Origin of the sequence: Kitasatospora sp. NPDC008050 (assembly GCF_042957465.1) — a bacterium.
Classification (GTDB): Bacteria; Actinomycetota; Actinomycetes; order Streptomycetales; family Streptomycetaceae; genus Kitasatospora.
Map to the genome: position 1 here is coordinate 1 of NZ_JBIBIJ010000023.1, position 25609 is coordinate 25609.

26 protein-coding genes are annotated in these 25609 nt (G+C 71.8%); 4 read left to right on the forward strand and 22 right to left on the reverse strand.

Annotation, left to right across the window (positions count from 1 at the left end; all coding sequences use genetic code 11):
- The first annotated feature begins 282 nt into the window (after positions 1-282).
- The 4 genes from ACFZB9_RS32155 (at position 283) to ACFZB9_RS32170 (ending at position 3894) form a co-directional block, all read left to right on the forward strand.
- Positions 283-759 carry a hypothetical protein gene (locus tag ACFZB9_RS32155; protein ID WP_391453103.1) on the forward strand — a complete coding sequence of 159 codons (477 nt, stop codon included), beginning with the start codon at positions 283-285 and terminating at the stop codon, positions 757-759.
- A 274-nt stretch (positions 760-1033) separates the two neighbouring features.
- Positions 1034-2380 carry a glycoside hydrolase family 18 protein gene (locus ACFZB9_RS32160; RefSeq protein ID WP_391453104.1) on the forward strand — a complete coding sequence of 449 codons (1347 nt, stop codon included), beginning with the start codon at positions 1034-1036 and terminating at the stop codon, positions 2378-2380.
- Between the two features lie 173 nt (positions 2381-2553).
- Entirely contained in the window at positions 2554-2964 is a 411-nt protein-coding gene (locus tag ACFZB9_RS32165; RefSeq protein WP_391453106.1) for a nuclear transport factor 2 family protein, read from the forward strand.
- A 123-nt stretch (positions 2965-3087) separates the two neighbouring features.
- Positions 3088-3894, forward strand: a complete 807-nt coding sequence (locus tag ACFZB9_RS32170; protein ID WP_391453108.1) for an alpha/beta fold hydrolase — start codon at positions 3088-3090, stop codon at positions 3892-3894.
- A 60-nt stretch (positions 3895-3954) separates the two neighbouring features.
- Here the strand turns inward: ACFZB9_RS32170 and ACFZB9_RS32175 are convergent, their stop codons facing one another.
- The 22 genes from ACFZB9_RS32175 to ACFZB9_RS32280 all read right to left on the reverse strand — a co-directional run bounded on the left by ACFZB9_RS32175 (position 3955) and on the right by ACFZB9_RS32280 (position 25451).
- Entirely contained in the window at positions 3955-4803 is an 849-nt protein-coding gene (locus tag ACFZB9_RS32175; RefSeq protein WP_391453110.1) for a hypothetical protein, read from the reverse strand.
- A gap of 99 nt (positions 4804-4902) precedes the next feature.
- Positions 4903-5631 carry a hypothetical protein gene (locus tag ACFZB9_RS32180; RefSeq protein WP_391453111.1) on the reverse strand — a complete coding sequence of 243 codons (729 nt, stop codon included), beginning with the start codon at positions 5629-5631 and terminating at the stop codon, positions 4903-4905.
- Between the two features lie 1056 nt (positions 5632-6687).
- Positions 6688-7758 carry a hydrogenase expression/formation protein HypE gene (hypE, locus tag ACFZB9_RS32185; RefSeq protein ID WP_391453112.1) on the reverse strand — a complete coding sequence of 357 codons (1071 nt, stop codon included), beginning with the start codon at positions 7756-7758 and terminating at the stop codon, positions 6688-6690.
- Positions 7751-8899, reverse strand: a complete 1149-nt coding sequence (gene hypD / locus ACFZB9_RS32190; protein WP_391453113.1) for a hydrogenase formation protein HypD — start codon at positions 8897-8899, stop codon at positions 7751-7753. The genes hypE and hypD overlap by 8 nt, the downstream gene beginning before the upstream one ends.
- Positions 8896-9189: a HypC/HybG/HupF family hydrogenase formation chaperone gene (locus ACFZB9_RS32195; protein ID WP_391453115.1), complete on the reverse strand. Its 294-nt coding sequence runs from the start codon at positions 9187-9189 to the stop codon at positions 8896-8898. The genes hypD and ACFZB9_RS32195 overlap by 4 nt, the downstream gene beginning before the upstream one ends.
- 14 nt (positions 9190-9203) lie before the next feature.
- The gene (gene hypF, locus ACFZB9_RS32200; protein WP_391453116.1) at positions 9204-11525 is read right to left on the reverse strand and encodes a carbamoyltransferase HypF; all 2322 of its coding nucleotides are present in this window, start codon (positions 11523-11525) and stop codon (positions 9204-9206) included.
- On the reverse strand, positions 11522-12250 hold the full coding sequence (gene hypB, locus ACFZB9_RS32205; RefSeq protein ID WP_391453118.1) for a hydrogenase nickel incorporation protein HypB: 729 nt from the start codon (positions 12248-12250) through the stop codon (positions 11522-11524). Before hypB ends, hypF begins: the two co-directional genes overlap by 4 nt.
- Before the next feature lie 5 nt (positions 12251-12255).
- Positions 12256-12636: a hydrogenase maturation nickel metallochaperone HypA gene (gene hypA / locus ACFZB9_RS32210; RefSeq protein WP_391453119.1), complete on the reverse strand. Its 381-nt coding sequence runs from the start codon at positions 12634-12636 to the stop codon at positions 12256-12258.
- Between the two features lie 189 nt (positions 12637-12825).
- A complete protein-coding gene (locus ACFZB9_RS32215; protein WP_391453120.1) occupies positions 12826-12930 on the reverse strand; it encodes a DUF6893 family small protein in 105 nt (34 codons plus the stop codon).
- Positions 12931-12976: 46 nt separating this feature from the next.
- Positions 12977-13510 carry a hydrogenase maturation protease gene (locus ACFZB9_RS32220; protein WP_391453121.1) on the reverse strand — a complete coding sequence of 178 codons (534 nt, stop codon included), beginning with the start codon at positions 13508-13510 and terminating at the stop codon, positions 12977-12979.
- On the reverse strand, positions 13507-14877 hold the full coding sequence (locus ACFZB9_RS32225; RefSeq protein WP_391453123.1) for a hypothetical protein: 1371 nt from the start codon (positions 14875-14877) through the stop codon (positions 13507-13509). The genes ACFZB9_RS32220 and ACFZB9_RS32225 overlap by 4 nt, the downstream gene beginning before the upstream one ends.
- A complete protein-coding gene (locus tag ACFZB9_RS32230) occupies positions 14874-15536 on the reverse strand; it encodes a DUF6084 family protein (RefSeq protein ID WP_391453124.1) in 663 nt (220 codons plus the stop codon). The genes ACFZB9_RS32225 and ACFZB9_RS32230 overlap by 4 nt, the downstream gene beginning before the upstream one ends.
- Positions 15533-16228 (reverse strand): DUF5947 family protein, encoded by a 696-nt coding sequence (locus ACFZB9_RS32235; protein WP_391453261.1) that lies wholly within the window; start codon positions 16226-16228, stop codon positions 15533-15535. Before ACFZB9_RS32235 ends, ACFZB9_RS32230 begins: the two co-directional genes overlap by 4 nt.
- A gap of 2 nt (positions 16229-16230) precedes the next feature.
- Positions 16231-16701, reverse strand: a complete 471-nt coding sequence (locus ACFZB9_RS32240; RefSeq protein ID WP_391453126.1) for a hypothetical protein — start codon at positions 16699-16701, stop codon at positions 16231-16233.
- Positions 16698-18482, reverse strand: coding sequence for a nickel-dependent hydrogenase large subunit (locus tag ACFZB9_RS32245; protein WP_391453127.1), 1785 nt, complete (start codon positions 18480-18482; stop codon positions 16698-16700). The genes ACFZB9_RS32240 and ACFZB9_RS32245 overlap by 4 nt, the downstream gene beginning before the upstream one ends.
- 131 nt (positions 18483-18613) lie before the next feature.
- A complete protein-coding gene (locus ACFZB9_RS32250; RefSeq protein WP_391453128.1) occupies positions 18614-19699 on the reverse strand; it encodes a hydrogenase expression protein HypE in 1086 nt (361 codons plus the stop codon).
- Positions 19700-19948: 249 nt separating this feature from the next.
- Positions 19949-20173, reverse strand: a complete 225-nt coding sequence (locus ACFZB9_RS32255; protein ID WP_327069914.1) for a hypothetical protein — start codon at positions 20171-20173, stop codon at positions 19949-19951.
- A 141-nt stretch (positions 20174-20314) separates the two neighbouring features.
- Positions 20315-21583 carry an MBL fold metallo-hydrolase gene (locus ACFZB9_RS32260; RefSeq protein ID WP_391453130.1) on the reverse strand — a complete coding sequence of 423 codons (1269 nt, stop codon included), beginning with the start codon at positions 21581-21583 and terminating at the stop codon, positions 20315-20317.
- Between the two features lie 9 nt (positions 21584-21592).
- The gene (locus ACFZB9_RS32265; protein WP_391453131.1) at positions 21593-22291 is read right to left on the reverse strand and encodes an HAD family hydrolase; all 699 of its coding nucleotides are present in this window, start codon (positions 22289-22291) and stop codon (positions 21593-21595) included.
- A 16-nt stretch (positions 22292-22307) separates the two neighbouring features.
- Positions 22308-23168 (reverse strand): carbohydrate ABC transporter permease, encoded by an 861-nt coding sequence (locus tag ACFZB9_RS32270; RefSeq protein ID WP_391453133.1) that lies wholly within the window; start codon positions 23166-23168, stop codon positions 22308-22310.
- Positions 23165-24475: an extracellular solute-binding protein gene (locus tag ACFZB9_RS32275; RefSeq protein WP_391453135.1), complete on the reverse strand. Its 1311-nt coding sequence runs from the start codon at positions 24473-24475 to the stop codon at positions 23165-23167. Before ACFZB9_RS32275 ends, ACFZB9_RS32270 begins: the two co-directional genes overlap by 4 nt.
- 61 nt (positions 24476-24536) lie before the next feature.
- Positions 24537-25451, reverse strand: coding sequence for a carbohydrate ABC transporter permease (locus tag ACFZB9_RS32280; RefSeq protein ID WP_391453137.1), 915 nt, complete (start codon positions 25449-25451; stop codon positions 24537-24539).
- Positions 25452-25609: the final 158 nt, after the last annotated feature.

Here is a 25609-nt window from a genome sequence, read left to right on the forward strand (position 1 = left end):
CTCGCCACCCTCCTCCACGCCCTCAGCCGCACCGCCGAAGCCCTCGCCGAACAACACCTCGCCGACCGCACCGCCGAACCGTCCCGCTGACCCCCCCCCCCCCCCCCCCCCCCCCCCCCCCCCCCCCGGGGGGGGCCCCCCCCCCGCCCCCCCCCCCCCCCCCCCCCCCCCCCCCCACCGCTCGTTCCTGGCAACGGTTTTACTATCACCCGATCGAGCGATCGCCAACGGCCCTTCGGATTCAGCAGTATGGAGACGAATCATCACTGAGAGGACGTCACCATGCGGCTTCGTCAGGCCTTCTCCATGCTCGCCGGCACCGTGCTCGCCGTCGCGGCGACCACCGTGCCCGCCTCCGCCACCGTCGCCCCGCACAGCCTCCGGGCCCCGGGCGCGACCCTCTCCGGGGCGAACTTCAGCGTCCACCTCGACCACGACCAGAAGGACCGGGACACCCTGGTCACCGTCACCGTCCGGGACCTCAACGGCAACACCGCGGCCCGGATCTCCTCCACCTTCGGCCTCTGGGACCAGTACAGCGACCAGGGCCCCTTCCAGCTGACGGTGCTCAACCACACGCCCTGGGAGCTGCTGAAGGGCTCCCAGACCACGCTGCGGATCGATCCGCACGGCAACAACCACATCGAGCCGAACCTCTACGTCGACCTCGTCTTCAGCGACGGCACCCATCTCTCCTCCGACTGCCCCGCGCTCGACCTCGACCAGGAGTCCCGCCAGATCGCCTGCGGCATCTCCTGACCTCCCGCGAGACCCGCGGACCCCACCCGCAGACCCCGCCCGCGAGTCCGACCCGCGGGCGGGGTCTGCCCTTGCGGACGGCGGCCGGCGTGAGGTCCAGCGGGAGCGGGCCATTGACCCGGCGGGCGGCGGACTATACCTTCCCTCTCATTGGTCTATGCCAATGCCGATTCCCGCTGCCCGCACCCGGCACCACCGCATGGCCAGCGCACCCTTGGCATCGCCAATTCCCCCACCGTCGCTCCTGCTTGAGGCATCCCGCCGAGGAGAGTCCATGTCAGCGCCCCGCCGCTCCGCCGTCCGCCCGTCCGCGATCCGCCGAGTCACCGTCAGCGCCGCGGCCGCGGCCTGCGCCGTCGCCCTGCTGGGCGCCGCCCCCGCCAGTGCCACCGCGGCCGGCCGGGCGAGCGAGCACCACCGCGGTGGCGACCAGAAGGCACTGACCGGCTACTTCACCCAGTGGGGCATCTACTCGGGCTTCTTCGAGAAGAACCTGATCACCAGCGGTGACGTCAAGCACCTCACCGAGCTGGACTACGCATTCAGTGACATATCGTCAGACGGCCAGTGCGCCAGTGCCGATACCTGGGCCGACTACCAACGCCCCTTCACGGCCGATGAGTCGGTCGACGGCCAGGCCGACCAGCCGGATCAGGCACTGAAGGGCAACCTCAACCAGCTGCGCGAACTCAAGGCCGCCTACCCGAAGCTGAAGATCGTGATGTCGATCGGCGGCTGGTCCTGGTCGGGTCGGTTCTCCGCGCTCGCCGCCACCGCGGCCGGCCGGCAGACGTTCGTCTCCTCCTGCGTGGACCAGTACCTCAAGGGCAACATCCCGGGCCTGCCGGCGGGCGCCGCGGCCGGCATCTTCGACGGCTTCGCGGTCGACTGGGAGTACCCGGGTGAGCCCGGCAACGGCAACCCGTACGGTCCGCAGGACACCCCCGACTACACCGCGCTGATGACGGAGTTCCGCCACCAGCTGTCCGCGCTGAGCCGGCAGACCGGCGCCGGGCACTACCTGCTCACCGCGAACACCTCCGCCAACCCCGCCTTCGCCGCCAAGCTGGAGCTGCGCAAGGTGGCCAAGGTGGTCGACTGGTTCAACGTGATGACCTTCGACTACCACGGCAGCTGGGAGAACACCGGCCCGACCGACTTCTCCTCCGCGCTCCACCAGGACCCGGCGGACCCGAACCCGGCGAACAACCGGTTCACCGTGGACCAGGCGGTCACGTACTACGAGAGCCAGGGCGTGCGGGCCGGCCAGATCGGCCTGGCGATCCCGTACTACGCCCACGAGTGGACCGGCGTCACCCCCGGCCCCAACGGCGACGGCCTGTTCCAGCCCGCCAAGGCGGGGGTGGCCACGACGCCGAACTACAGCCAGGTGCTCACCGCGCCGGGCCGGACCTACTGGGACCCGGCGGCGGCCGAGCCCTACAAGTACGACCCGGCCACCGGCACCTTCGCCAGCTACGACGACCCGGCCTCGGTCCGGATCAAGGGCCAGTACATCCGCCGGCAGGGCCTGCGCGGCACCTTCGTCTGGTCGCTGGACGGCGACACCGCGGACGGCAGCCTGACCGCCGCCCTCGGCGAGAGCCTCAACGGCCACTGACCCTCAACCGGACCGACCTTCAACCGGCGAGCGCGGACCACGGCACCATCGTGGTCCGCGCTCGCCGGTTCGTCCCCCGACAGAAAAAGCGTGCGCAGCGCACGCACTATGCGCTACAGTTCAGGAGAAGCGTGCGCAGCGCACGCAAAATCCCTGATCCCCTGGAGCCCGCCATGACCCGCACCGACATCACGCACACCGACATCACCAGCGCCCTGACCGACCTGCTCCTCAACCCGGAGATCACGCTGGACGAGGCCGCCGACCGCCACTTCGCCCCGGAGTACCGCCAGCGCACCGACGGCAGCTGGGCCGACCGCGCCGAGTTCCTGGAGCACATCGCCCACCTGCGCGCGGTGGTCGACCACGGCTCGGTCGAGGTGCACGAGGAGCTGACCGGCGGCGAGCTGTACGCCGACCGGCACACGGTGACCGTCACCAAGAAGGACGGCTCCACGGTCCGCATGGAGGTCTACCTGTTCGGCGAGTTCGCGCCCGACGGCCGGTTCGTCCGGATCGAGGAGACCACCCTGATGCTGACCGGCAGCGAGGCCGACCGGAACCTCGGCAGCGCCCGGGCCTGAGACCGCGCGCAGCGCCCGGTCGGCGGAGGCCGGTCACCCCGGCCGGGCACTGATTTTCAGACTATTGACACGGATTCTCACAAGTCAGTGACTAGCGGGTAACTTAGGCCTATCCTCACGCCCATGGACCTCGTACACGAGCGCCGGGGCGACGGCCCGCCCCTGCTTCTGCTGCACGGCATCGGACACCGCTGGCAGGGCTGGAAGCCCGTGCTCGACCTGCTCGCCGCCGAACGCGAGGTGATCGCCGTCGACCTGCCCGGCTTCGGCGCCTCGCCCACCCTGCCCGCCGGGATGCCCTACACCATCGACAGCGCGATCACGGTGCTGACCGATTTCCTGGGCAAGATCGGCATCGAACGGCCGCACGTGGCCGGGAACTCGCTGGGCGGCCTGTTCGCCCTGCACGCCGCCCGGCACTCGCTGGCCTCCTCGGTCACCGCGCTCTCCCCCGCCGGCTTCTACCGAAGGCCCGGCTTCCTCTACGCGGCCGGCATGCTCAGCCTGCACCGCTTCGCCGCCCGCACCCCCGAGTCGGTCCGTGCCTCGCTGGCCCAGCGCCCCCAGGCCCGCAAGCTGATGTTCGGGGTGATCTACGGCCGCCCCGAGCAGCTCGACCCCGACGAACTGATGCTGGACACCCGGGCGATGCTGGAGGCCCGCGGCTTCCATCAGACCCTGCGCGCCGGACTCGGCGAGCACGTCGCGCACTTCCCCACCGGCATCCCCGCCGACATCCCGCTGACCATCGCCTGGGGCACCCAGGACCGCCTGCTGCTGAACGCCCAGGGCCGCCGGGCCCGCCAACTCCTGCCCGCCGCGCGGTTCATCCCGCTGCCCGGCTGCGGCCATGTGCCGATGGGCGACAACCCCGCCCTGGTGGCCCGGGTGATCCTGGAGGGCAGCAGCTCCCCCCTGCTCACCCGCTGAAACCACCGGTCCCGGGGCCGGGCGGCCGTGCGACCGGCCGCCCGGCCCGGGACCGCCGGATCAGCCCTTCACCATGGCGATGCCGAGCTTTTCCAGCCACTGTCGGCATTGCTCGCAAGCGCCGCACGGGCCCCACGTGGCGAGAGGTTGCCCCTTGGCGCTGACGGTGGCGATGATCGCCCTGCTGCCCTCGAGGGCCTTCGTCACGGCATCCTTGTCAGCCAACGTCCTGGCCTTCACGAAGGCGTCCAGGGCGTGCACTTCGGCGCAGTTGGGGATGGACCACTTCTCCCCCTTGTCGGCCAGTCGACGGACCAGCTCGGCAGTAACGAGCCCTACCTCGCCGCCCGCGTTCTTCCCCCGGTACACCTTGCCACCGACGACCAGAATGGCCGTGACATGCCGGAACCCGTCCCCCGGCGCGTTGGCGTGGAGCTGCCTCCCGAGCTCGGCGGCGAGAATCTCCTCGTTGGTCGGTGGCTCGGTCTTCGGAGCCGCCGCCCGCCCGGCCTCCTGCTGGTCGAGCGCGAGCAGGCGCTCCTTCAGCTGGGCGCACAGTTTCACGAACGCCGGCCCGGCGGACGCGTCGGCCTGGAACCAGGCCATGAGAGCAGCTCGCCCCGCCGCTCCGGCAGGTGGACCGCCCAGACGGATGATCTCTGTGCTCAGCCGCCTGAGTTCGTTGCCCAGCTCAGCGGGGTCATCGCCCCGGGCCAGCACGACGCGCGTCTGTCCGGCGATCCCCGCGATGTTCGCGATCTCCAGGCCGCTCTGCTGGTCGCCGACCGGAGCGGGGGCACCGGCACGGGCCCCCCGCAGGTACACCTTCTGTTCGGCGGTCAGGGTCCGGAGCACCTGGTCCAGGGGGTCGGCGGCTTGCTTGAACCGCGGGTTCGACTGATCTGACATGGCTGTTCTTCCCTCCGGTACAACGTGGGAGCTTGCCGGCGGGCGGTCCGGCCGGGCGTTGTTCCCCGGCCGCGACCGCGTCCGCGCGTCGCCCTCCACTCACTCGTCCGCCCTCAACTCCTGGATCCGCTCGGCGGCGAACGCGGGCCGGTGGCCGTCGTCGCGCAGCTGGACCATCTCCTCGTGGAACTTGATGTAGATCTGCGCGGCCCGGTCGAGGGCCTTCTCGATGTTGGTGCGATCCATGTGCATCGCGTTCAACTGACCCCGGTACAGGTAGAGGAAGGTGTTGAAGCCGATCTTGCTGAGGTCGACCGCCGACTTCACCATGACGAACGCGCTGACCTTCTCCGCCCTCTTGCGGAGCCCGGTCGCCTCGACACTGCGCTGCCACGCCCGCAGGTCGAGCCGGACGATCGAGTACTCCTCGGTCAGGACCACGTACCGGTGCAGCGACTCCTCACCGCCCTCGGCCCCGCCGAGGAAGTCCTGGAGGACCTCGGTGACCAGTCCGGCGACGCCGTCGATGATCTCGTCCGCGGAGCCCCGGCAGAACGACTTGAGCGCAGCGGCGATCGGCTTGCCGATGTCCTTCACCTGGCTGGACACCATGGCGTGGGTCTGGGAGATGCTCTCCAGCACCGCCTCGATGGGGATCCGTCGGTCCTGGTCGCTGCCGGCCGTGATGAGTGACCTCTCGATCTCCATCTGGAAGTACTCCGCCTTGGTCTGGGCGAGTGCCGCCAGGGCATCGAGCGCCTCCTTCGCCTCCTCCATCTGCTTCGACGACGGATCGAGTCCTTCGAGGACATTGGCAATCGCACCCATGGTCTCCTCCTGGGGTTGCGGGGTGTGCGCGTTCTGCGCGTGAGCGGCTGAGCCGGCTGCGTCCCAGGGCCGGGACGGGACGGGACGGGACGGACCAGCGCTGGGGCGAGCCGGGCCGAGTGGGGCCGACGGCGCGCAGGCTCAGCGGGGGCCGAGGGGCCGCGGGGGCCGAGCGGGGTGACGGGCCAACTGGCCGTGGCGGCAGGGGAACCGGCTCGCAGTGCTGCGCCCCTTTGGACGCCGCGGTCCGGTCGGCCGCACCCTCACCAGTACCCACCCCGGCCGGCCGCTACGCAACCGCGGCAGCGCGGAGCGCGGCACCGCGCCGAGGAACGCCCGTTCGGCCGCCGCCGACTTGCGCCGAGCGGCACGGCGCGCAGACTTGCCACCGCACCAGCTGAGCACCGGGAGTGAAAGCATCTCAGCTGTTGCCGCTACCCGTCCGAACCGCCCCGCGCCGCCACCCGACCCGTCCGGAGCGCCAAACGCGAGCGGATTCACCGGAGTTGTGGCGCCCGAGATGCGAGGTCGCCGGATGCGGCCCAACCTGGAGCCAAGGGCCTTGTGGCCAGCGGGAGTTTCGACCGCATCGAGCCACCGACAGGCCGGGCGAAGCCGTCTCCGGCGAGAAAGGCCCCGGATGGGAGAAGCAGCCATGTGTGCGATGCCGGCAGCAAACCCGTGGAACCCACAGGACTTCCGGACCCCGGCACTCCTGGTCACGACCGGGTTCCGGTGGGACAACCTCGCAGCCCCCGAGCGGTACCGATGCACCTGGGACGGGGACCCCACGACGCGCGTTATTCTGACCGGGGCTCAGATCCAGCAGGCTGGCGTCTACGACCTCTGGGTGCGGGTCGGCGCCCCGCCGGACTGGGAGCGGCAGCTCAGCAGAGTCTCACAAGTGGGCATTGAGCCCATCACCGTGGGAGGTCAGAACTTCTACTACCTTGCTTAGGGTCTTCCGGCCGATCGTGCCAGTAGGGGGACGTCCGGACCGAGAACGGTCGGCGGGACGGTCACCCGCCCCGCCGGCCCGGACCGCAGCCCGGATTCCTAACAGATCCGCGGCAGTTGCTCACCGAGCGGCAGGTCGACCACCCGGGTGCCGCCGAGCGCGGTGCGGGCCACCACCATCCCCGGGTGCTCCGCCACGCACTCGCCGATCACCGCCGCCCGCGCGCCCAGCGGGTGGGCCCGCATCGCGGCCAGCACGGCCTCGGCGTGCTCGCGCGGCACGAAGGCCACCAGCTTGCCCTCGTTGGCCACGTACATCGGGTCCAGCCCGAGGATCGCGCAGGCGTTGGCGACCTCGGCCGGCACCGGGATCGAGCGCTCGGTCAGCACCACGCCCACCGCGGCCGCCGCCGCGATCTCGTTGACTGCGGCGGCCACCCCGCCCCGGGTCGGGTCGCGCAGCACGTGCAGGTCGGGGGTGACGGCGAGCATCGCCGCCACCAGGCCGCCCAGCGCGGCGCAGTCGCTGCTGATCTCGACGCCGAACTCCAGTCCCTCCCGGACGCTCATGATCGCCACGCCGTGCAGCCCGATCTCGCCGCTGACGATCACCACGTCGCCCGGCGCGGCGCGCTGCGGGCGCAGGTCCACGCCGGCCGGGATCAGGCCGATGCCGGCGGTGTTGAGGTAGATGCCGTCACCGTGCCCGGCCTCCACCACCTTGGTGTCGCCGGTGACCACCTCGACCCCGGCCGCCCGGGCGGCGGCGCCCATCGCCTGCGCCACCCGGCCCACCAGGGCCATCTCGACGCCCTCCTCCAGGATCACCCCGCAGGACAGGTAAGCCGCGGCGGCCCCGCTCATGGCCAGGTCGTTGACGGTCCCGTTGACCGCCAGGTCGCCGATGCTGCCGCCGGGGAAGAAGAGCGGCCGCACCACGAACGAGTCGGTGGAGAAGGCGAGTCGGGCCCCGTCCAAGGTGAGCTCGGCCGAATCGCGCAGCGCTGCCTGGGCGCCGCCGAAGGCCGGGGCGAAGATGTTCTCCACCAACTCGGCCGACATCGCCCCGCCGCCGCCGTGCCCCATCACCACCCGCGGGTGGTCGCGCAGCGGCAGCGGGCAGCTCCAGCCGGCGAAGTCCGGCGCGGCCAGGGTCCGGGTCTCAGCCAACGGGGCTCGCCTCCAGGGCGGTCGGGGCGGTGGGCGCGGTCGGGGCGGTGGGCGCGGACAGCCGCCGGTAGAGGTAGTACGCGGCGCAGGCGCCCTCGGTGGAGACCATGGTGGCGCCCAGCGGGTTGCGCGGCGTGCAGGCGGTGCCGAAGGCCTCGCACTGATGCGGCTTGATCAGCCCCTGCAACACCTCGCCGCTGCGGCAGAGTTCGGATTCGCGGGTGGTGATCCCCGCGACGTCGAACCGGTGCTCGGCGTCGAACTCGCGGTAGCGCTCGCTCAGCCGCCAGCCGCTGCGCGGGATCACCCCGATGCCGCGCCAGCCGCGGTCGGCGACCTCGAAGACGTCCTGGAGCATCGCGCGGGCCGCCGGGTTGCCCTCGGGCCGCACCGCACGCTGGTAGGCGTTCTCCACGGTGTGCTCGCCGCGCTCCAACTGCCGTACCGTGCGCCGGATCCCCTCCAGGATGTCGAGCGGTTCGAAGCCGGTCACCACGATCGGCACCCGGTGCCGCTCGGCCAGCTGCGGGTACTCCCCGGTGCCCATCACGCTGCACACGTGGCCCGCCGCCAGGAAGCCCTGCACCCGGCAGTCCGGCGAGGTCATGATCGCCTCGATGGCCGGCGGCACCAGGACGTGCGAGACCAGCATGCTGAAGTTGCCGATGCCCAGCTTGCGCGCCTGGTGCACGGTCATCGCGTTGGGTGGCGCGGTGGTCTCGAAGCCGATGCCGAAGAAGACCACCTCGCGGTGCGGGTTCTCCCGGGCGATCCGCAGCGCGTCCAGCGGCGAGTAGACCACCCGCACGTCACCGCCCTCGCCGCGGACCCGGAACAGGTCGCGGTCGGTGCCCGGCACCCGCAGCATGTCGCCGAAGGAGCAGAAGATCACCTCCGGCCGCCCGGCGATCTCCAGCGCCTTGTCGATCATCTCCAGCGGGGTGACACAGACCGGGCACCCCGGCCCGTGGATCAACTCGATCTCGTCCGGCAGCAGTTGGTCGATGCCGTGGCGGATGATGCTGTGCGTCTGGCCGCCGCAGACCTCCATCACCGCCCAGGGCCTGGTCACCGTCGCCCTGATGTCCTCCAGCAGGACGCGGGCCAGCTCCGGGTCCTGGAACTCCTCCAGATACTTCACCGCTGCACCTCCGCACTCGCCGCGGCGCCTGCCGCCGCCTCCCAGGGGTCACCGAACTCCTCCTGCAGCAAGCCGAGTTCGGCGAACAGTTCCAGGGTGCGGCGGGCCGACTCCTCGTCCAGGCGCTGCAACGCGAACCCGACGTGCACGATGGCGTACTCGCCGACCCGCAGGTCGGGCAGGTACTCCAGGCAGACGTCCTTCACCACACCGCCGAAATCCACCACGGCCATCTTCGCGCCGTCGCGTTCCTCGATCTCCAGCACTCTGCCGGGCACCGCAAGACACATGGGATCCTCTCCTCTCAACCGGCGGCTCGCGCCGCGATGATCAGCTGGCCGAGCGCCAACCCGCCGTCGTTCGGCGGCACCCGGTGGTGCCGCAGCACCGTGAACCCGTCCTCGCGCAGGCCGCGCGCGCACGCCGAGGAGAGCACCGCGTTGGCGAACACCCCGCCGGTCAGCGCCACCCGGTCCACCCCGTGCCGCTCGCGGACCGCCGCGCAGAGCGTCCGCACCAGGGCGGCCACCCCCGCGTGGAAGCGCGCGGCGATCAGCCCGGCCGAGCCGCCGGCGCGCAGGTCGGCCAGCACGGCGGCCAGGACCGGCGCCGGCTCGGCCACCAGCAGCACCTCCGACGCCCCCTCGCCCGAGCGCAGGCCGAAGGCGTAGGGCTGCGCCGGGCCGTGCGCCACCGCCGCGGCCTCCAGCTCCAGGGCCGCCTGGGCCTCGTAGCCGGCCCGCTGGCAGACGCCCGCGAGCGCGGCCACCGCATCGAAGAGCCGCCCCATGCTGGAGGTCGGCACGCAGTTCAGCGAGCGCGCCAACTGCTGCTCCAGTACCCGCCGTTCCTCCGCGGAGCAGGCCTGCACGCAGGGCAGGTCCGGGTCCCAGGGCAGGCCGGCGGCGTGCAGCTGGGCCAGCGCCGAGCGGTACGGGCGGGCCACCGCCGCATCGCCGCCGGGCAGCGGCACGTACCCCAGGTGCGCCAGCCGCCGGAAGCCGTCGTAGTCGGCCAGCAGCACCTCGCCGCCCCAGATCGCACCGTCCTCGCCGTAGCCGGTCCCGTCGAAGGCGACGCCGATCACCGGCTCGCCGCCGTCCAGGCCGTGCTCGGCCATCGCGGCCGCGACATGGGCGTGGTGGTGCTGCACCCGCACCAGCGGCCGCCCGCGCGCGAGGCGCCCCGCCTGCCGCACCGAGCGGTAGCCCGGGTGCCGGTCGGCGGCCAGCAGCTCGGGCACCACCCCGGTGACCGCCGTCAGGTGCGCGACCGCGCGGTCGAAGGCCCGCAGGGTGGCCAGGTCGTCCATGTCGCCGACGTGGGCGGAGAGCCAGGCCGACTCGCCCCGGGCCAGCGCGAAGGTGTTCTTCAGGTCGCCGCCGACCGCGAGCACCGGCCGCACCGCGACCGGCAGCGGCACCGGCAGCGGGGCCCAGCCGCGCGAGCGGCGCACCGGCAGCACCTCACCGTCCACCACCCGCAGCACCGAGTCGTCGCAGGGCACCTGGATCGGCCGGTCGTGCGTCACCCAGCCGTCCACCAGCGGGGCCAGCCGGGTCAGGGCCTCCCGGTCGTCGGTGACGATGGGCTCCCCGGCCAGGTTCGCGCTGGTCAGCACGAGCAGCCCGGGGCCCGGCGGGTCACCGGGCAGGCCGAGCAGCAGCTGGTGCAGCGGGGCGTAGGGCAGCAGCACGCCCAGGTCGGCCGAGCGCGGCGCGACGGCCTCGGCGAGCGCTCCCGCCCCGGGGCGGCGCCGCAGCAGCACGATCGGACGCTGCGGCCCGGTGAGCAACTCCCGCTCCACCGCGTCGAGTCCGACCAGCGGTTCGAGCTCGGCCAGGGAGCGGGCCAGCACCGCGAACGGCTTGTCGCCGCGGTTCTTGCGCCGCCGCAGCCGGGCGACGGCCTCGGCGTCGGCCGCGTCGCAGGCCAGGTGGTAGCCGCCGATGCCCTTGACCGCCAGGATCGCCCCGGCCGCCAGCAGCCCACGGGCCCGCTCGACCACGTCGGCTCCGGTGTGCGGCGCCCGTCCCGGCCGCCGCAGGGTCAGCCGCGGCCCGCAGTCGTGGCAGGAGATCGGCTGGGCGTGGAAGCGCCGGTCGCCGGGGTCGGTGTACTCGGCGGCGCAGCGCGGGCACATCGGGAAGCCGGCCATCGTGGTGGCGGCCCGGTCGTAGGGCAGGCCGGTGATGATGGTGAACCGCGGGCCGCAGTTGGTGCAGGTGATGAACGGATGGCGGTAGCGGCGGTCGGCCGGGTCGGCGAGTTCGGCCAGGCAGTCCGCGCAGGTCGCGGTGTCCGGCGGGATCAGCGTGCGGACCCCGCCGGTGACCTGCGAGGGCACGATGGCGAAGCCGGTGCCACCGGTGACCGCCATGCTCTCCTGCGCCACCGCGGCCACCTGGGCCAGCGGCGGCGCGTCGGCCCCGATCCGGTGGCAGAACGCCTCCAGGGCCGCCGGCAGCCCCTCCACCTCGGCGAGCACGCCCTCGCCGGTGTTGGTCACCTGCCCGCTGAGGCCCAGCTCGGTGGCCAGCCCGTAGACGAACGGCCGGAACCCCACGCCCTGCACGATCCCCCGCACCAGGACCCGCCGCCGCTCCGAGAACTGATCGACCGTCAAGAGTGGTCCAGCAGCGGCACCTGGTGGCTGTGTCCGGCCGGGCGGCCCATCACCGGGCGGTGCACCGGCCCACCGGCCAGCACCGCCAACGCCCGCTCCAGCAGGGTGCCCACCCCCTGCCCGGTCCGCGCGGAGGTGAGCACCACCTCCACGCCGGGGTTGACCCGCCGGACGTTGGCCAGGAAGGCGGCCTCGTCGAATCCGACCGCCTGCGCCAGGTCGGTCTTGGTGACCAGCACCAGGTGGGCGAGCCCGAAGGCCGTCGGGTACTTGAGCGGCTTGTCCTCGCCCTCGGTGACGGAGGCCAGCGCCACCCGCAGCGACTCGCCGAGGTCGTAGGAGGCCGGGCAGACCAGGTTGCCGACGTTCTCCACGAAGAGCAGCCGGGTGGCCTCGGGCAGCCAGCCGTCCAGGTGGCCGCGGAGCATCACCGCCTCCAGGTGGCAGAGCCCGTCGGTCAGCACCTGCTTGACCGGCACGCCCGAACGGCCCAGCCGCAGTGCGTCGTTCTCGGTGGCCAGGTCGGCGGTGAGCGCCGCGACCGGCACGCCCCGCTCCCGGGCCAGTCCCAGCTCGCGCTCCAGCAGCTCGGTCTTGCCGCTGCCGGGACTGGAGAGCAGATTGACCGCGATCGTGCCGCGGGCGGCCAGCGAGGTGCGCAACTCCTGGGCGCTGTCGTCGTTTCGGGCGAGGACCGCCTGCTGGAGGTCAACCGTACGGCACATCGGGTTCAGCCTTCCTGGTCGGCTCGGGCGAGCACCGGGTCCGCGGCCCAGCGCACCCGAAGGATCCGCAGCTCCCGCCCGGCCAACAGCTCGGTGTGGGCGCCCCCGCAGCCGGGGCAGCCCAGGTCGGGCGGCATCCCCACCGCCCACTCGCGCCCGCAGTCGGCGCACCGGGCGCGGGCCGCGACCGGCTCGACGGTCAGCGTCGAGCCCGCCAGGACGGTGTCGGCACAGGCGAGTTCGTAGCAGAAGTCGAGTGCCTGCGGCACCACGCCGGCCAGTTGGCCGACCTGGAGCAGGACCTCCTCGACGGCCCGCGCGCCGTGCTCGGCGGCCGCCCGCTCCACCTGCTCGATGACGGCCAGCGCGATGGACATCTCGTGCATCGACCCTCTCCCCCGTTGCTCGGTAAGGCGGTTGGCAAGGCGGCCCGTGAACTGACCGGCGCGACAGCGGGCGGCGGGCGGCGGGCGGCTCCATTACAGAGCGCGGTGGCGGCAACGGCTCGAAGCCGCGCCGCCACCGCGCCCGGGAGGTACGCCATTCGCAGCAGTACCGGCAGGCGGGACCGCGCCTCACATGCGCAGCATCCGCAGATAACGCTTGAGGTCGGGCAGGTTCTGCCAGACCAGGGCGCCGAGCGCGGCCAGCAGAGCACCGCGGAACAGGACCTTCAGCATGGGTGACGCCTCTCTATCTCGCTCTCGACAACTCTTCACCACCGGCTCACCGGCCCACCGGCGCCTGACCGGTTCCGACCGTCGCCAGCAGGTCCCTGACCACCGCCACCGCCTCGTCCACCGCGGCCGCCACCGGCGCGCTCAGCCCGATGCCCTCCTCCAGCGAGGCGGGCTCGCAGCCGACCACCAGCACCCGCGCGGGCGGCGTGCCGCCGGTGCCGGCGCTGAGGGTGGCCAGCAGGGCGAGCACCGCGTCCGGCCCCATCCGGTGGCCGTCCAGCAGGGCGGGCCCGGCCGGCTCCAGCGGCTCTTCGTCGCCGGCCTCGATCAGATAGACCGTGCCCGGCGCCCCGCCCCGCGCGGTTGCGTCCAGCAGCACCAGCATCCGGTAGCCGTCCAGGAGTTGGTAGGCGAGGTGGACCCCGCGCACCCCGAAGTCGACCAGTTCGACCCCGGCGGGCAGCGGGTGCTCCCCCAGCCGGCGCACGGCCTCGACACCGAACCCGTCGTCGCCGAGGAAGATGTTGCCCACCCCGGCGACCAGCACCCGTTCCGAGGAGTCGACCTGACGCTGCGTCATGACTCCTCCAGCGGGGCGACCTCGTCCGGCTGGAAGTACCGGAACCGCCCCTGGGCCCGCCACAGGTCGGCCCCCGGATCGCCCTCGACGGTCACCGCGAGGTGCACCGAGCCGTCCACGTCGTGCAGCACCGCCTCCACCAGCGCGGTGCGCCCGTGCAGGAACAGGTCCTGGGCGTCGGTGCGCCGCCGCCCCGGCTTGAGCAGCACCCGGCTGCCCGCGCCCACCGAGCGGCCGTCCACCACCACCTGATCCCGGTCCGGGTCGACCTCGCTGTCGTTGCCCGGATCCCACCAGGGCTGCTCCGGCCCGGCGGTGGGCGCCGTGACCTCGCGCAGCGCGCGCACCGCGCCGTGCAGCCGCTCCAGCACCTCGGGAGGCATCGAGTCGGCGAGGTCGATCACCGCGCCGGCCCGCTCGTCGGTGCCCCGCGCCTCGCGCTTCTCCCGGTCGGTGAGGGCGGCCGTGCGCAGGGCGAGGATCTCGTCGATCTCGGTGGCGTCGTAGAGCGCGCCCGGGCTCTCGGGGGCCACCTGCGGGTGGTCCTCCAGGATGATCGGCGAGGAGAGCACCACGTCCTCGCGCCCCGCGCCGCCGACCAGCACCGGCCAGGTGTGCTCGTTGCGGCACTCGGCCACCGCCGCCCGGGCCCACTGCGGCGGGTCGGTGGCGGACAGGAAGGCGCCCCGGTCCAGGCCGAGCAGCAGGTGCGCGGAGACCAGCGAGTAGGGCAGCGCCTCCTCCCGCCGCCCGTCGGCCGGCGGCAGCCAGGGCGAGGTGTTGGCCACCTCCGCGGTCAGCCGCACCGCCCGGTAGGGGCCCGGGATCTCCTCGGTGCGCAACCGCAGGACGCCGTCCAGCTGTTCGCGCCGGCGCAGCAGCCGCCCGACGAGCGCGCCGTCCTCGTGCAGCGGCTCCTGCTCCTCCCCGGCCGCCAGCCGGAACGGGTGCAGCACCCCCTCCTCGGCCAACTGCTCGATGGGCACCAGAAGTTCGATCCGCTCCTCGATCCCCTCGTGCCACGGCTGGAGCACCCGGTCGGCCAGCTCCAGCTCCGGCACGGTTTCGAACCGGCCGTCCGGCAGGGCGCGTTGGACGGTGCGCTGCTGGGCCCGCAGGAACCGCAGCTGCACCGCGAGCGCGGCCCCGCGCTTCGGCTCCATCACGCACTCGGTGCGCTGTCCGCTGTGCTCGGCGCTGTCCTGCCCGTAGCCGGGCGGGACCAGGACGCCGAACTGCCAGCGCAGCCGGTTCTTGGCCGCCGAGGCCCGGTAGGGGTAGAGCACATAGCCCTCGAAGAGCACCGCGTCGGCGATCTGCCGGGCCACCGCGAACCGCGCGTCGACCTCCGCCGGCAGCGTGGTCACAGCACCACCTCCTCGATCAGGTCCGGCGCCACCGCCGGTGCCAGGCTGAGCAGTTCGCGCATCGTGGCCTCCCAGGACGGCAGCGCCCGCCGGGAGCGGTAGGCGAGCAGTGCGTCGATCAGCTCACCGGGCAGCCGCAGCCAGCCGCAGCCCGGGAAGTGCTGCTCGATCGCCTCCTGCCAGACCCGCACCGGCATCCGCACCACCGCCTCCTTGTCCCAGGGCACCGGGGAGACCTGGAACCCGCCGGGTCCGGCGAAGGCGGTGCCGGAGAAGAGCAGCAGCAGCGGCACCTCGCCGCCTTCGAGGGCCCGCAGGTAGCGGCCGGCGGCCACCTCCAGGTCATAGCTGCACGGCACCACCAGATCCGTCTCGGTCTCGCCCTCGAAACCGGGGACCATCAGCGAGACCTGGGCGAACTGGATCGGGTTGAGCGTGGTTCCCCAGCGCGAGCGTTCGCCGAACAGGTCGGCGAGCTTGACGCCCTCGGCCTCGCCGTAGGGTCGGCGGGCCGGTTCGATGCGCAGCTGGCAACGCAGCGCGAGCGCGTGCACCCGCACCCCCGGGGCGGCGGTGATCCGCAGCCGGAAGACCAGCGTCGGCATGGCCGCGTACGCATCGGCCCGCACGCCCGTGCAGGCGAAGCCGAGTTCGGTCATGACAGGGCCTCCGCCGACACCGATGCCGCCGACGATGCCGCCGCCGCCGACACTGATGCCGCCGCCGACACCGACGCCGACGTGCGTTCGGCCAGCCTGGCGAAGAACCCGTCGAGCTCGGCCCGGGCCTGCGAGCCGCCGTCGAAGCCGTGCCAGCACAGCCGCAGCCGCCCGACCAGCTCGTAGCAGACGTCGATCGGGACCAGGTAGCAGTGGATCCCGTCCGCCGTGCGGCGCAGCAGCAGTGCCTCGGTGTCCGGTACCAGCTCGGCGGCCAGGCGGCTGCCGTCCAGCAGCGCCCGGGAGGCGGCCTCGTCGAGTTCGCTCTCGGCGGCCCCGGCCGGGCTCGGGTAGAGGGTGACCAGCCGGTCCAGCGCGGTGTCCTTGAACAGGAAGGCGCAGCTGACCGGGATCCGCAGCGCCTGCCAGTCCTGCTCGGTCAACCGGTGCTCCGGGTCGGCGAGATAGCGCTCGGACAGGCCGCGGTAGCGGCCCTCGGCCGCGCCCGGCTGCCGCAGCAGCAGCGCGCAGGCCGTGCAGACGCAGACCAGCGAGCGCTCGTCGCGATCGGCCAGGTGCCGGTGTTCGCCCGGCAGCCGGACGTCGCAGAACTCGCACCGCTCGGGCTGCGGGGGCGCCGGCTCGCGCAGCCGGCGCAGCAGCGCGGTGCCGGGACCGACGAGCTGACGCATGCTCACCGGGCCTCCACCGTGGGACGCGGGCCGATCTGCAACAGGACCGGCTGCTTGGCCAGTTCGACCGTGCCGACCTCCGGGGCGAAGCAGGCCAGCGCCTGCTCGATCCGCTCCTCGTCCTGGGCGGCGCCGCAGCCGCACCCACCGCCGGCGTCGTCCTCGCTCCGGCGCAGCGTCAGCACGCCGGCGGTGGCGTCGAAGTCGCGCACCGCCCAGCCGGGCGCCGCCGCCAGCGCCCGCCCGATCCGGGTCGGCACGTCCTCCGGGTGCAGGTCGTGCAGCACCAGCAGCCCGGCCGCCAGCTCGTCGCCGAGCGCCTCGGCGGGCAGCAGCGCCGCCATCCGGGCCAGCCCGGCGCCGTAGAACTCCATCAGGGTGCGCACCAGTTCCTCGGCCGCCTCGCCCTGCCCGGCCTCGGCCAGCCTGTCCAGCACCTGCTGGACCCGCAGGCCCACCTGCTCGGCGGTCATCCGCCCAGCCCGCTCAGTCCGGTGGGCACGTGCATGGTCTGCACGGTCTTGCCGCCGCCGACGTACATGTGCACCCCGCAGGGCAGACAGGGGTCGAAGCTGCGCACCGCCCGCATGATGTCGATGCCCTTGAAGTTCTCCGGGGAGTTCTCCTCGAAGATCGGGGTGTTCTGCACCGCGTCCTCGTAGGGCCCGGGCGTGCCGTAGCTGTCCCGGACGCTGGCGTTCCACGGAGTGGGCGGGTACGGGTGGTAGTTGGCGATCTTGCCGTCCCGGATCACCATGTGGTGCGAGAGCACCCCGCGCACCGCCTCGGTGAAGCCGCAGCCGAGGCCCTCGTCGGGCACCTCGAACTTCTCCCAGGTCTGGGTCTTGCCCGCGCGCACCTCGGCGAGGGCCTTCTCCGCGAAGTGCAAGGCGGCGGCGGCCGCGTAGGCCTGGAAGTAGGTGCGGGCGCGGTTGCGCTCGATCGCGTTGCTCCACTGCGGGATCTTCCACTCGAAGGTGGTCTCCGGCTTGGTCATCGAGCGCGGCAGGTTGATCACCACGCTGTGCCCGGTGGCCTTGATGTAGCCGATGTCGACCAGTCCGGAGAGCGCGGTGGACCAGAGCCGGGCGATCGGGCCGCCGCCGGTGTCCAGCGCCAGGTGCTCCTTGCCGTCGAACCAGCGCGGCGACATCACCCAGCTGTACTTGTCGTCGAAGTTGCGCTTCTGCGGCTGCGGGATGGTGTGCTGGTTCCACGGGTGCCGCGGGTCGACCGGGTTGCCGAGCGGGTCGTGGGTGACGAACAGCTCCTGGCCCTGCCAGTCCTCGTAGTACGAGCTGCCGAGCAGGATCCGGATGCCGAGGTTGATCTCGGTCAGGTCGTTGGTGACCAGCTTGCCGTCCACCACCACGCCCGGGGTGACGAACATCCGCCGGCCCCAGTCGGTCATGTTCCGGTAGGTGAAGTCGCAGTGGTCGGGGTCGTTGAGGCTGCCCCAGCAGCCGAGCAGCACCCGGCGGCGGCCGACCTCCTCGTAGCCGGGCAGCGCCTGGTAGAAGAAGTCGAAGAGGTCGTCGTGCAGCGGCACGACCTTCTTCATGAACTCCACGTAGCGCATCAGCCGGGTCAGGTAGTCGGTGAAGAGCTGGACGGTGGCCACCGTGCCGACACCGCCCGGGTAGAGCGTGGAGGGGTGCACATGGCGGCCCTCCATCAGGCAGAACATCTCCCGGGTGTAGCGGCTGACCTGGAGCGCCTCGCGGTAGAACTCGCCCTCGATCGGGTTGAGCGAGCGCATGATGTCGGCGATCGTCTTGTAGCCGTGGTCGCCCGCGTGCGGTGCCTCGGTGCGCTCGGCCAGCTCCAGCACGCCGGGGTTGGTCTCGCGGACCATCTTCTCGCAGTAGTCGACCCCGACCAGGTTCTCCTGGAAGATGTTGTGGTCGAACATGTACTCGGCCGCCTCGCCGAGGTTGATGATCCACTCACCCAGGTGCGGCGGCTTCACCCCGTAGGCCATGTTCTGGGCGTAGACCGAACAGGTGGCGTGGTTGTCGCCGCAGATGCCGCAGATCCGGCTGGTGATGAAGTGCGCGTCACGCGGGTCCTTGCCGCGCATGAAGACGCTGTAGCCGCGGAAGACCGAGGAGGTGCTGTAGCACTCCGCGACCCGCTTCTGCTTGAAGTCGATCTTCGTGTGGATGCCGAGACTGCCCACGATCCGGGTGATCGGATCCCAGGACATCTCCACCAGGCCGCTGCCGTCGCCGGCCGCTTTCGTCGTCGGTGCCATCGTCTTTGTCGCTGCCCTTCTGCGCACTGGGGTCGAGTGGGTCTTCCAAAAAGCAGTGGTGTCAGTTCCAAGGGGGCGGGTGCGCAGGTAGGCCGCACGCGCACGGCGTGCGGCCTACCTGGTACCCCGCATCACCAGGGCGGGCGGTAGCCGGTCGTCAGCTTGCGACCGGTCTGGCGCCACTTGGGCTCCTTGTCCAGCGTCTTCGCGGTGATCGAGCGCAGCCGACGGATCACCTGGCCGTAGGCCGAGCTGGCGTTGCTGGAGACGTGCGAGCCGGGCGGCGGGTCCATGAACGGCATGAACTTGTCCGGGAAGCCCGGCATCGTGCAGGCGATGCAGATGCCGCCGACGTTGGGGCAGCCGCCGACGCCGTTGATCCAGCCGCGCTTGGGGACGTTGCACTTGACCACCGGTCCCCAGCAGCCGAGCCGCACCAGGCACTCGGGGCGGCCGTACTCGGTGGCGAACTGGCCCTGCTCGTAGTAGCCGCCGCGGTCACAGCCCTCGTGCACGGTGGCGCCGAAGAGCCAGCTGGGGCGCAGCTTGTCGTCCAGCGGGATCATCGGTGCCGAGCCGGCCAGCTGGTAGAGCAGGTAGGTCAGCGTCTCGGCGAAGTTGTCCGGCTGGATCGGGCAGCCGGGCACACAGACGATCGGCAGGCCCGCCTTGGACTTCCAGTCCCAGCCGAGGTAGTCCGGCACGCCCATCGCGCCGGTCGGGTTGCCCGCCATCGCGTGGATACCGCCATACGTGGCACAGGTGCCGATGGCGACCACGGCAGTGGCCTTGGGCGCCAGCCGGTCGAGCCACTCACTGGTGGTGATCGGCTGACCGGTGGCCGGATCGTCGCCGAAGCCGCACCAGTAGCCCTCCTGCTTGATCGCCTCGTTGGGGATCGAGCCCTCGATGACCAGCACGAAGGGCTCCAGCTCGCCGCGGTCGGCCTTGAAGAACCACTCGACGAAGTTGTCCGCGCCCTGCACCGGACCGCACTCGAAGTCGATCAGGGGCCAGTGGACCGCGATCTTCGGCAGTCCGGGCAGCGCGCCGGTGACGATCTCCTCGATGCTCGGCTGCATCGCGGCGGTCAGCGCCACCGAGTCGCCGTCACAGCTGAGGCCGGCGTTGATCCAGAGAATGTGCACCGGCGGCTGCTCGGCGCCCTGGGGGTCGCCGCGGCCGCTCTGGGCCGCGGTGGTTGCTGTCGCACCCATGAGGATGCCTCCTCAAAAACGGGACGAGGCCGACAAAACGGTCTCGCTCCCCTTCTTAGCAGCCCCCCGAGCTCTTCGTACGGGTGAACGGCCGCGGCGGTACCCCGAACAGCGGCAGCCACACTGGGCCGACCGGGTGGGTGCCCCGCGCGTCGCCGGACGCACGACGGGCCGGTGGCGACCCGTTCGGTCGCCACCGGCCCGTCGGCCGATCAACGGGGCCTGCGACCCCGTCCCGCAAGATCAGTCCTAGAAGAACGAGTCGCGCTCGATGATCTCCTCGCGCTCGACGATCTCCTCACCGCCGAAGAAGCCGCCCAGGAAACCGGGGCGCTCGACGATGGTCTCGCGCTCGATGATCTCCTCCCGGCCGAAGGCGCCCCGACGCACGATCTCCTCGCGCTCGATGATCTCCTCGCCCCCGAAGAACCCGTCGCGCTCGATGATTTCCTCGCGCTCGTAGTACTCCCGCACGGTGTCTCCCCTGCCCAGTTTCGTGTTGCTGACGTGCCGACAGGCGTGAACGATAACGCATCCGGCTGAGCGTTCCCGGAACAGCTCTGTCACACCCGGGTACTGATGCCGTCACAGCGCCTGACGGGGAGAGTGCGCAGGTCAGATCGGGTCGCCCCCGAAGGAGTAGGAGCTCCCGTAGGCCGCGAGCACCCGGCGCACCCCGCGCGGCGGGTGCAGCCGGGTGGGCGAGGTGGTGTGGATCGGGAACACCGTGCCGGGGCGCAGCCGCTCCAGCATCTGGTGCAGGTCGTCCTGGAGCGCGTGGCCGGAGCAGCCGATCTGGCGCAGCGGGATGCCGAGCGCCGAGAGCCAGTCGGTGAACGGCGCCCAGCGCGGCTCGAAGGGGCCCAGCGGCTCGCCGTTGGCGTGCACCAGGCAGGCCGGCGGGTAGCCGTCGCCGACCGGCAGGTCGAGCAGCGAGGGCAGGTCGTTCGGGTCCGGCATCAGCACGTAGCGGCCCGGCTCGGCGTGCACCTCGGTCAGCGGCACCTCGACCGGCGAGAGCGCCTGCGGGACGCCGACCAGGCGCAGGAAGGCCGCGATCTGCTCGGTCCAGACGATCTGCCGCCCGGCCGCCTCGGCGATCGCCAGGAAGCCCCGCACCCGGTCGATGTCGCGCGGGTAGAGCGAGAGCAGCACCAGGCCCGGGGTGCGCTCCAGCACGGCGGCGAAGTCGCGGGCCACGTCCCGCTCGTCGCGCGGGCGCTCGGGGTTGTCCCAGCCGAGCGTGGTGCCCTCGGTGACCAGCACCGCGCTGCCGGCCGCCCGCTCGACGAAGTCCCAGGAGCGCTGCGGGTGGTGGCCGTGGAAGCGGTAGTCGCCGGTGAAGGCCAGGGTGCCGTCCGGGGTGTGCACCAGGTAGCCGCTGGCGCCGGGGACGTCGTGGTCGACCGGCACGCACTCCACCTCCAGCGGGCCCACGGTGACCTTCTGGCCGCCCGTCAGGCGCTGCCAGTCCGGCTCGGCGTGGGTCAGGCCCTGCCCGGTGGCGGCCAGCGCGGTGAGCACGTCGACCGCCTCGGTGTGCGCGTACACCGGGACCTCGGGGCGCACGAAGCCGGCCAGACCCACGTGGTCGATGTGCGGGTGGCTGACGAAGACCGCGGTCTCGCCGGTCGGGTCGGCCAGCGGGGAGCCCGGGCCCAGTGCCTCGGGCGCGAACAGGCCGGGCAGCGCGGGCGCGGCGCCCAACCGCAGCCGGTCGGCCAGTTCGCGGCCCGGGCGCCGGCGCACCGGGAGCCGGAACAGGTCGCCGCCGGAGGGGATGTCCACGCCGATGTCCAGCAGCACCCGGTGCCCGTCCTGCTGGATCAGTACCTTGCTGCCGCCGATGACGCCGACGCCGCCCCAGAATTCGATGGTGGCCATACGGGGGGATCAGTTCCTTTCGATCGGAGCCCGGGACGCGGCCCAGGTCCGGATGGAGTCGAGCAACCCCTCGACGGTGGGGGCGATCGCGTCGGCGGGGCCGTCGGCCCGGCCGAAGCGGTCGATGTAGGCGCTGTGCGCGCCGATCTCGCGGCCCGGCTCGATGTCGTTGCGCCAGTGGTCGCCGATCACGCACAGGCTCGCGGCCGCGGCGCTGCCCCGCTCCTCGCGCAGCAGCCGGCGCAGGCCCTCGGGCTTGCCGGTTCCGCAGACCACGGCGTCCAGCAGTGGCGGCAGGTCGAGCCGGTTCAGCAGTGCGTCGAGGCCCGCGGCCGGACTGTTGGTGGCGAGCACCACCCGCACCCCGGCGGCGCGCAGTTCGGTGATCAGCTCGGCGTAGCCGGTGGGGACTTCGAGCGGGCAGCGGACGACGTCCAGCATCAGCTCACGGGTCGCGGTGAAGGCCCCATTGAGCTCCTCGCCGGTCAGCCCGGCCCGGCGGCCGAGCGCGGCCACGGCCTCCCAGCCGTCGATGGCCCCGGCCAGGGACCCTCCGGCGGCCTTGGCGCCGAGCTCCAGGAACTCCTCCACCCCGGCCAGCAGTTCGGCGCGGGCGGTGCTGTCCAGCGAGCGGGCGGCCTGCTCGGCATAGTGCCGGATCGGCGCGTCACCGCGATACAGGGTTCCGTCGAAGTCCGTGATCAGCACGGTGTTTGACGTTACGTCAGCCACGGACACCACCCGCCGTCGACATCGCACCGGTGACGAAGTGCCGTTGCAGCGCCAGGAAGAAGGCCAGCACCGGCACGGTGGTGAAGACCACCGCGGCGGCCAGGCCCGGGTAGTCGGTGCCCTCGCCGCCGGCGAAGGCCGCCAGGCCCACCTCGACCGGCTGCACGCTGGTGTCCTGGGTCATGATGAACGGCCACAGGAAGGAGTTCCAGCAGCCCAGGAAGACCTGCAGGGCGATGATCAGCATGGCCGGGCGCACCAGCGGCAGGCCCACCGACCAGAGCATCCGCAGCCGCCCGGCGCCGTCCAGTTCGGCGGCGTCGAACAGCTCGCCGGGCAGGCCCAGGAAGAACTGCCGGACCAGGAAGATCCCGAAGACGCTCGCACCCCAGGGCACGATCTGGATCCAGTACGTGTTCAGCCAGTTGATGTCACTGGCGATCACGTAGTCGGGGATGATCAGCACCGTGCTCGGCACCATCATCACCGCCATCACCAGGGTGAACAGCACGCCCCGGCCGCGGAACTTCATCACCCCGAAGGCGAAGCCGGCCAGCAGCGAGGTGGCCAGCGCCAGCACCACGGTGCAGGAGCCGATCAGCAGGGTGTTCAGGAACAGCCGGATCCAGGGCGCGGCGGCCCAGGCCCGGGAGTAGTTCTCCCAGTGCCAGTGCGGCAGCAGCAGGTCGGCGAGGCTGCTGGACTGCGAGGCCGAGTTCAGCGAGGTGGCCAGCACGTAGTAGAAGGGGAACAGGAAGCAGAGGCCGATCAGCACGGCGACGGTGCGGCGCAGCACACCGCGCGGCCCAAGGGGGCTCCGGCCGCGCGGTACGGCCGTGGACGGGACGGTCACTGGCTCGCCTTCTGGTCGGCGACGGCGGCCTGCTGGGCGGCGTTGGCCGCGGACTGCGGGTCGGCGCCCTGCTCCAGCACCTTCTGCAGCGCGACGACCTCCTCGCCCTCGGCCTTGGCGACCCACGGGTAGGCGGGCTGCGCGATGGCGTAGTCCAGCGCCGCGGCGGCGGTCTTCATGTAGGGGTTCTTCGCCAGGAAGTCGCCCATCTGGTCGAGCGCCTTCGGGGTGACCGGCAGGTAGCCCGTGGTGCTGGACCACTGCGCCTGGCTGCTCGCGGAGGCCAGGAACTGCATGTACTTCCAGGCCGCCGCCTGCTGGGCCTTGCTCGCCGAGGCGAACATCGCGATGTTGGTGCCGGAGATGATGTTGCTCGGCTTGCCGGTGGAGCCGGCCGGCAGCACCTCGGTGCCCAGGGTGAACTTGCCGCCCACGGCCTGGTTCTCGAAGTAGTAGCCCGCCGCGCTGGACAGGTCGAAGGCGCCCTTCTTGGCGCCGAGCGCGGTCTCGCCCGGGTAGTTGGTGCCCACCGCCAGCGCGCCCGACTTCTTCAGGTCCGCCAGGTAGCTCAGCGCCTGCACGGCGGCGGGACTGTTGAGCTGCGGGGTGCCGTCGGGGGCGAAGTCCGGGGTGCCGTTGGCCGCGCAGAGCGCCTGGAACATGTTGGTGCCGCCGCCGGGCGAGGCGGTGGTGCCCGGGTCGACACTGATCCCGGTCACGCCGTCGGTGCTCACCGCCTTGGCGGCGGTGGCGAACTGGTCCCAGGTGGTGGGCGCGCTCTGACCCTTGGCCTGCAGCATGTCCTGGTTGTAGAAGAGCACCTGGACACTCTTGTTGAACGGCCACATCCACAGCTTGCCGTCCGGCAGCCGCAGGTCCTTCTGCACGCCCTGGTAGAAGTCGGTGAGCCCGGCCGGGTTGTCGCTGCCCGCGTACTGGGTGACCGGCAGGATCACCTGGCTCTTGGCGAAGTCGGCGGCCCAGCTCTCGTAGACCTGACCGATGGTGGGCGGGTTGTGGGCGGCGACGCCGGCCGTCTCCTTGGCGTGCAGGGTGCCGTAGTCGGGCTGGAACTCCAGGTTGACCTTGATGTTCGGGTTGGCCTGCTGGAAGGCGTTGGTCAGCGAGGTGAGGGTGCTCTTCTGGGTGCCGCTGATCATGATCTGCATGAAGGAGATCGTGGTGGTACCACCCGAACCCGCGTCGGAGCTCTTGGAGCCGGAGGAGCAGGCGCTCAGCGCGCCGAGCACGGTGGCGGCGGCGAGCACACTGGCGGCGGTCCGACGCAGTCTGGGGCTGGAGGGCATCACGGGGGTTTCCTTACTCACGAGAGGGGACGGGACGTGCGGGGTAGCAGGACGTGCGGGTTCAGAGGTCCGCGGCCAGGCGGCCGCCGAGGCGGCGCTGCAGCACCGTGAAGGCGGCGGTCACGATGAAGAGCACCACCGCGAGGGCGGCGCCGTAACCGGTGTCGAACAGGACGAACGCCTCCTGGTAGAGGAGGTAGCTGAGGGTGGTGGTGGCGTAGGCCGGGCCGCCGTGGCTCATCTCGTAGAACTGGGTGAACGCCTGCAGCGAGCTGATGCTGGTGATCACGATCGAGAAGAGCGTCACCGGGCGCAGCTGCGGCCAGGTGACGTACCAGAACTCCTGGCGGGCGCTCGCGCCGTCCGTCCGGGCCGCCTCGCTGAGTTCGGAGGAGACCACGGCCAGGCCGCCGAGGAAGAGCACCACGGTGAAGCCGACCTCGTGCCAGAGGCTGTAGAGGATCACCGAGGGCATCGCCCAGGTGCTGGAGTAGAGGAACTGCGGGGCCGGCAGGTGGAGGTCCTTGAGGACCATGTCCAGCAGGCCGAACTGCGGGTTGAAGAGCCAGACCCAGGCGAGCGAGGTGGCCACGATCGGCGTCGCGTGCGGCGCGAAGATCGCGACCCGGGAGGCGGTCAGGGCCCGCCCGCCACGCTGCAGCAGCAGGGCCAGGGCCAGGGATATCGCGGTGCCGCCGATCACCATCGCACCGCAGTAGTACAGCGAGTTCCAGGCGCTGGTCAGGAAGCTGGGCGAGGTGGACTGGAAGAGCTGGCGGTAGTTGTCCGTCCCGATGAAGGTCGACATCGACGGGTTGAGGGTGTTCCAGTGGAAGGTACTGATGTACAGCGTGTAGGCGGTCGGTCCGATGATGAAGACCGAGAAGATCAACAGCGCCGGCGCCGTGTACAACCAGCCGGCCCACCCCTCACGCGGCCGGTTGATCCGGCGGGACCGCTTGCTCAACTGCGCCATCGCACCTTCTCTTTGCGTTCGTTCCTGCTCAACGGCCAAGAGTGAAACGCGCGTAGACATACCCCGGATGTCCATGTCATGAACACTCGAAGAAGCAGTATCGGATAGCTGATGGCCCATGAGAGCCTGAAAGGCTGGGCACTTTCCAGCCTTCCGCC

What these genes read in the sequence shown, in the direction of transcription:
- ACFZB9_RS32155 (WP_391453103.1), top strand. Translation starts at nt 283, where the DNA reads ATGCGGCTTCGTCAGGCCTTCTCCATGCTCGCCGGCACCGTGCTCGCC.
- ACFZB9_RS32160 (WP_391453104.1), top strand. Translation starts at nt 1,034, where the DNA reads ATGTCAGCGCCCCGCCGCTCCGCCGTCCGCCCGTCCGCGATCCGCCGA.
- ACFZB9_RS32165 (WP_391453106.1), top strand. Translation starts at nt 2,554, where the DNA reads ATGACCCGCACCGACATCACGCACACCGACATCACCAGCGCCCTGACC.
- ACFZB9_RS32170 (WP_391453108.1), top strand. Translation starts at nt 3,088, where the DNA reads ATGGACCTCGTACACGAGCGCCGGGGCGACGGCCCGCCCCTGCTTCTG.
- ACFZB9_RS32175 (WP_391453110.1), bottom strand. Translation starts at nt 4,803, where the DNA reads ATGTCAGATCAGTCGAACCCGCGGTTCAAGCAAGCCGCCGACCCCCTG.
- ACFZB9_RS32180 (WP_391453111.1), bottom strand. Translation starts at nt 5,631, where the DNA reads ATGGGTGCGATTGCCAATGTCCTCGAAGGACTCGATCCGTCGTCGAAG.
- ACFZB9_RS32195 (WP_391453115.1), bottom strand. Translation starts at nt 9,189, where the DNA reads ATGTGTCTTGCGGTGCCCGGCAGAGTGCTGGAGATCGAGGAACGCGAC.
- hypB (WP_391453118.1), bottom strand. Translation starts at nt 12,250, where the DNA reads ATGTGCCGTACGGTTGACCTCCAGCAGGCGGTCCTCGCCCGAAACGAC.
- hypA (WP_391453119.1), bottom strand. Translation starts at nt 12,636, where the DNA reads ATGCACGAGATGTCCATCGCGCTGGCCGTCATCGAGCAGGTGGAGCGG.
- ACFZB9_RS32215 (WP_391453120.1), bottom strand. Translation starts at nt 12,930, where the DNA reads ATGCTGAAGGTCCTGTTCCGCGGTGCTCTGCTGGCCGCGCTCGGCGCC.
- ACFZB9_RS32220 (WP_391453121.1), bottom strand. Translation starts at nt 13,510, where the DNA reads ATGACGCAGCGTCAGGTCGACTCCTCGGAACGGGTGCTGGTCGCCGGG.
- ACFZB9_RS32230 (WP_391453124.1), bottom strand. Translation starts at nt 15,536, where the DNA reads ATGACCGAACTCGGCTTCGCCTGCACGGGCGTGCGGGCCGATGCGTAC.
- ACFZB9_RS32235 (WP_391453261.1), bottom strand. Translation starts at nt 16,228, where the DNA reads ATGCGTCAGCTCGTCGGTCCCGGCACCGCGCTGCTGCGCCGGCTGCGC.
- ACFZB9_RS32240 (WP_391453126.1), bottom strand. Translation starts at nt 16,701, where the DNA reads ATGACCGCCGAGCAGGTGGGCCTGCGGGTCCAGCAGGTGCTGGACAGG.
- ACFZB9_RS32245 (WP_391453127.1), bottom strand. Translation starts at nt 18,482, where the DNA reads ATGGCACCGACGACGAAAGCGGCCGGCGACGGCAGCGGCCTGGTGGAG.
- ACFZB9_RS32250 (WP_391453128.1), bottom strand. Translation starts at nt 19,699, where the DNA reads ATGGGTGCGACAGCAACCACCGCGGCCCAGAGCGGCCGCGGCGACCCC.
- ACFZB9_RS32260 (WP_391453130.1), bottom strand. Translation starts at nt 21,583, where the DNA reads ATGGCCACCATCGAATTCTGGGGCGGCGTCGGCGTCATCGGCGGCAGC.
- ACFZB9_RS32275 (WP_391453135.1), bottom strand. Translation starts at nt 24,475, where the DNA reads ATGCCCTCCAGCCCCAGACTGCGTCGGACCGCCGCCAGTGTGCTCGCC.
- ACFZB9_RS32280 (WP_391453137.1), bottom strand. Translation starts at nt 25,451, where the DNA reads ATGGCGCAGTTGAGCAAGCGGTCCCGCCGGATCAACCGGCCGCGTGAG.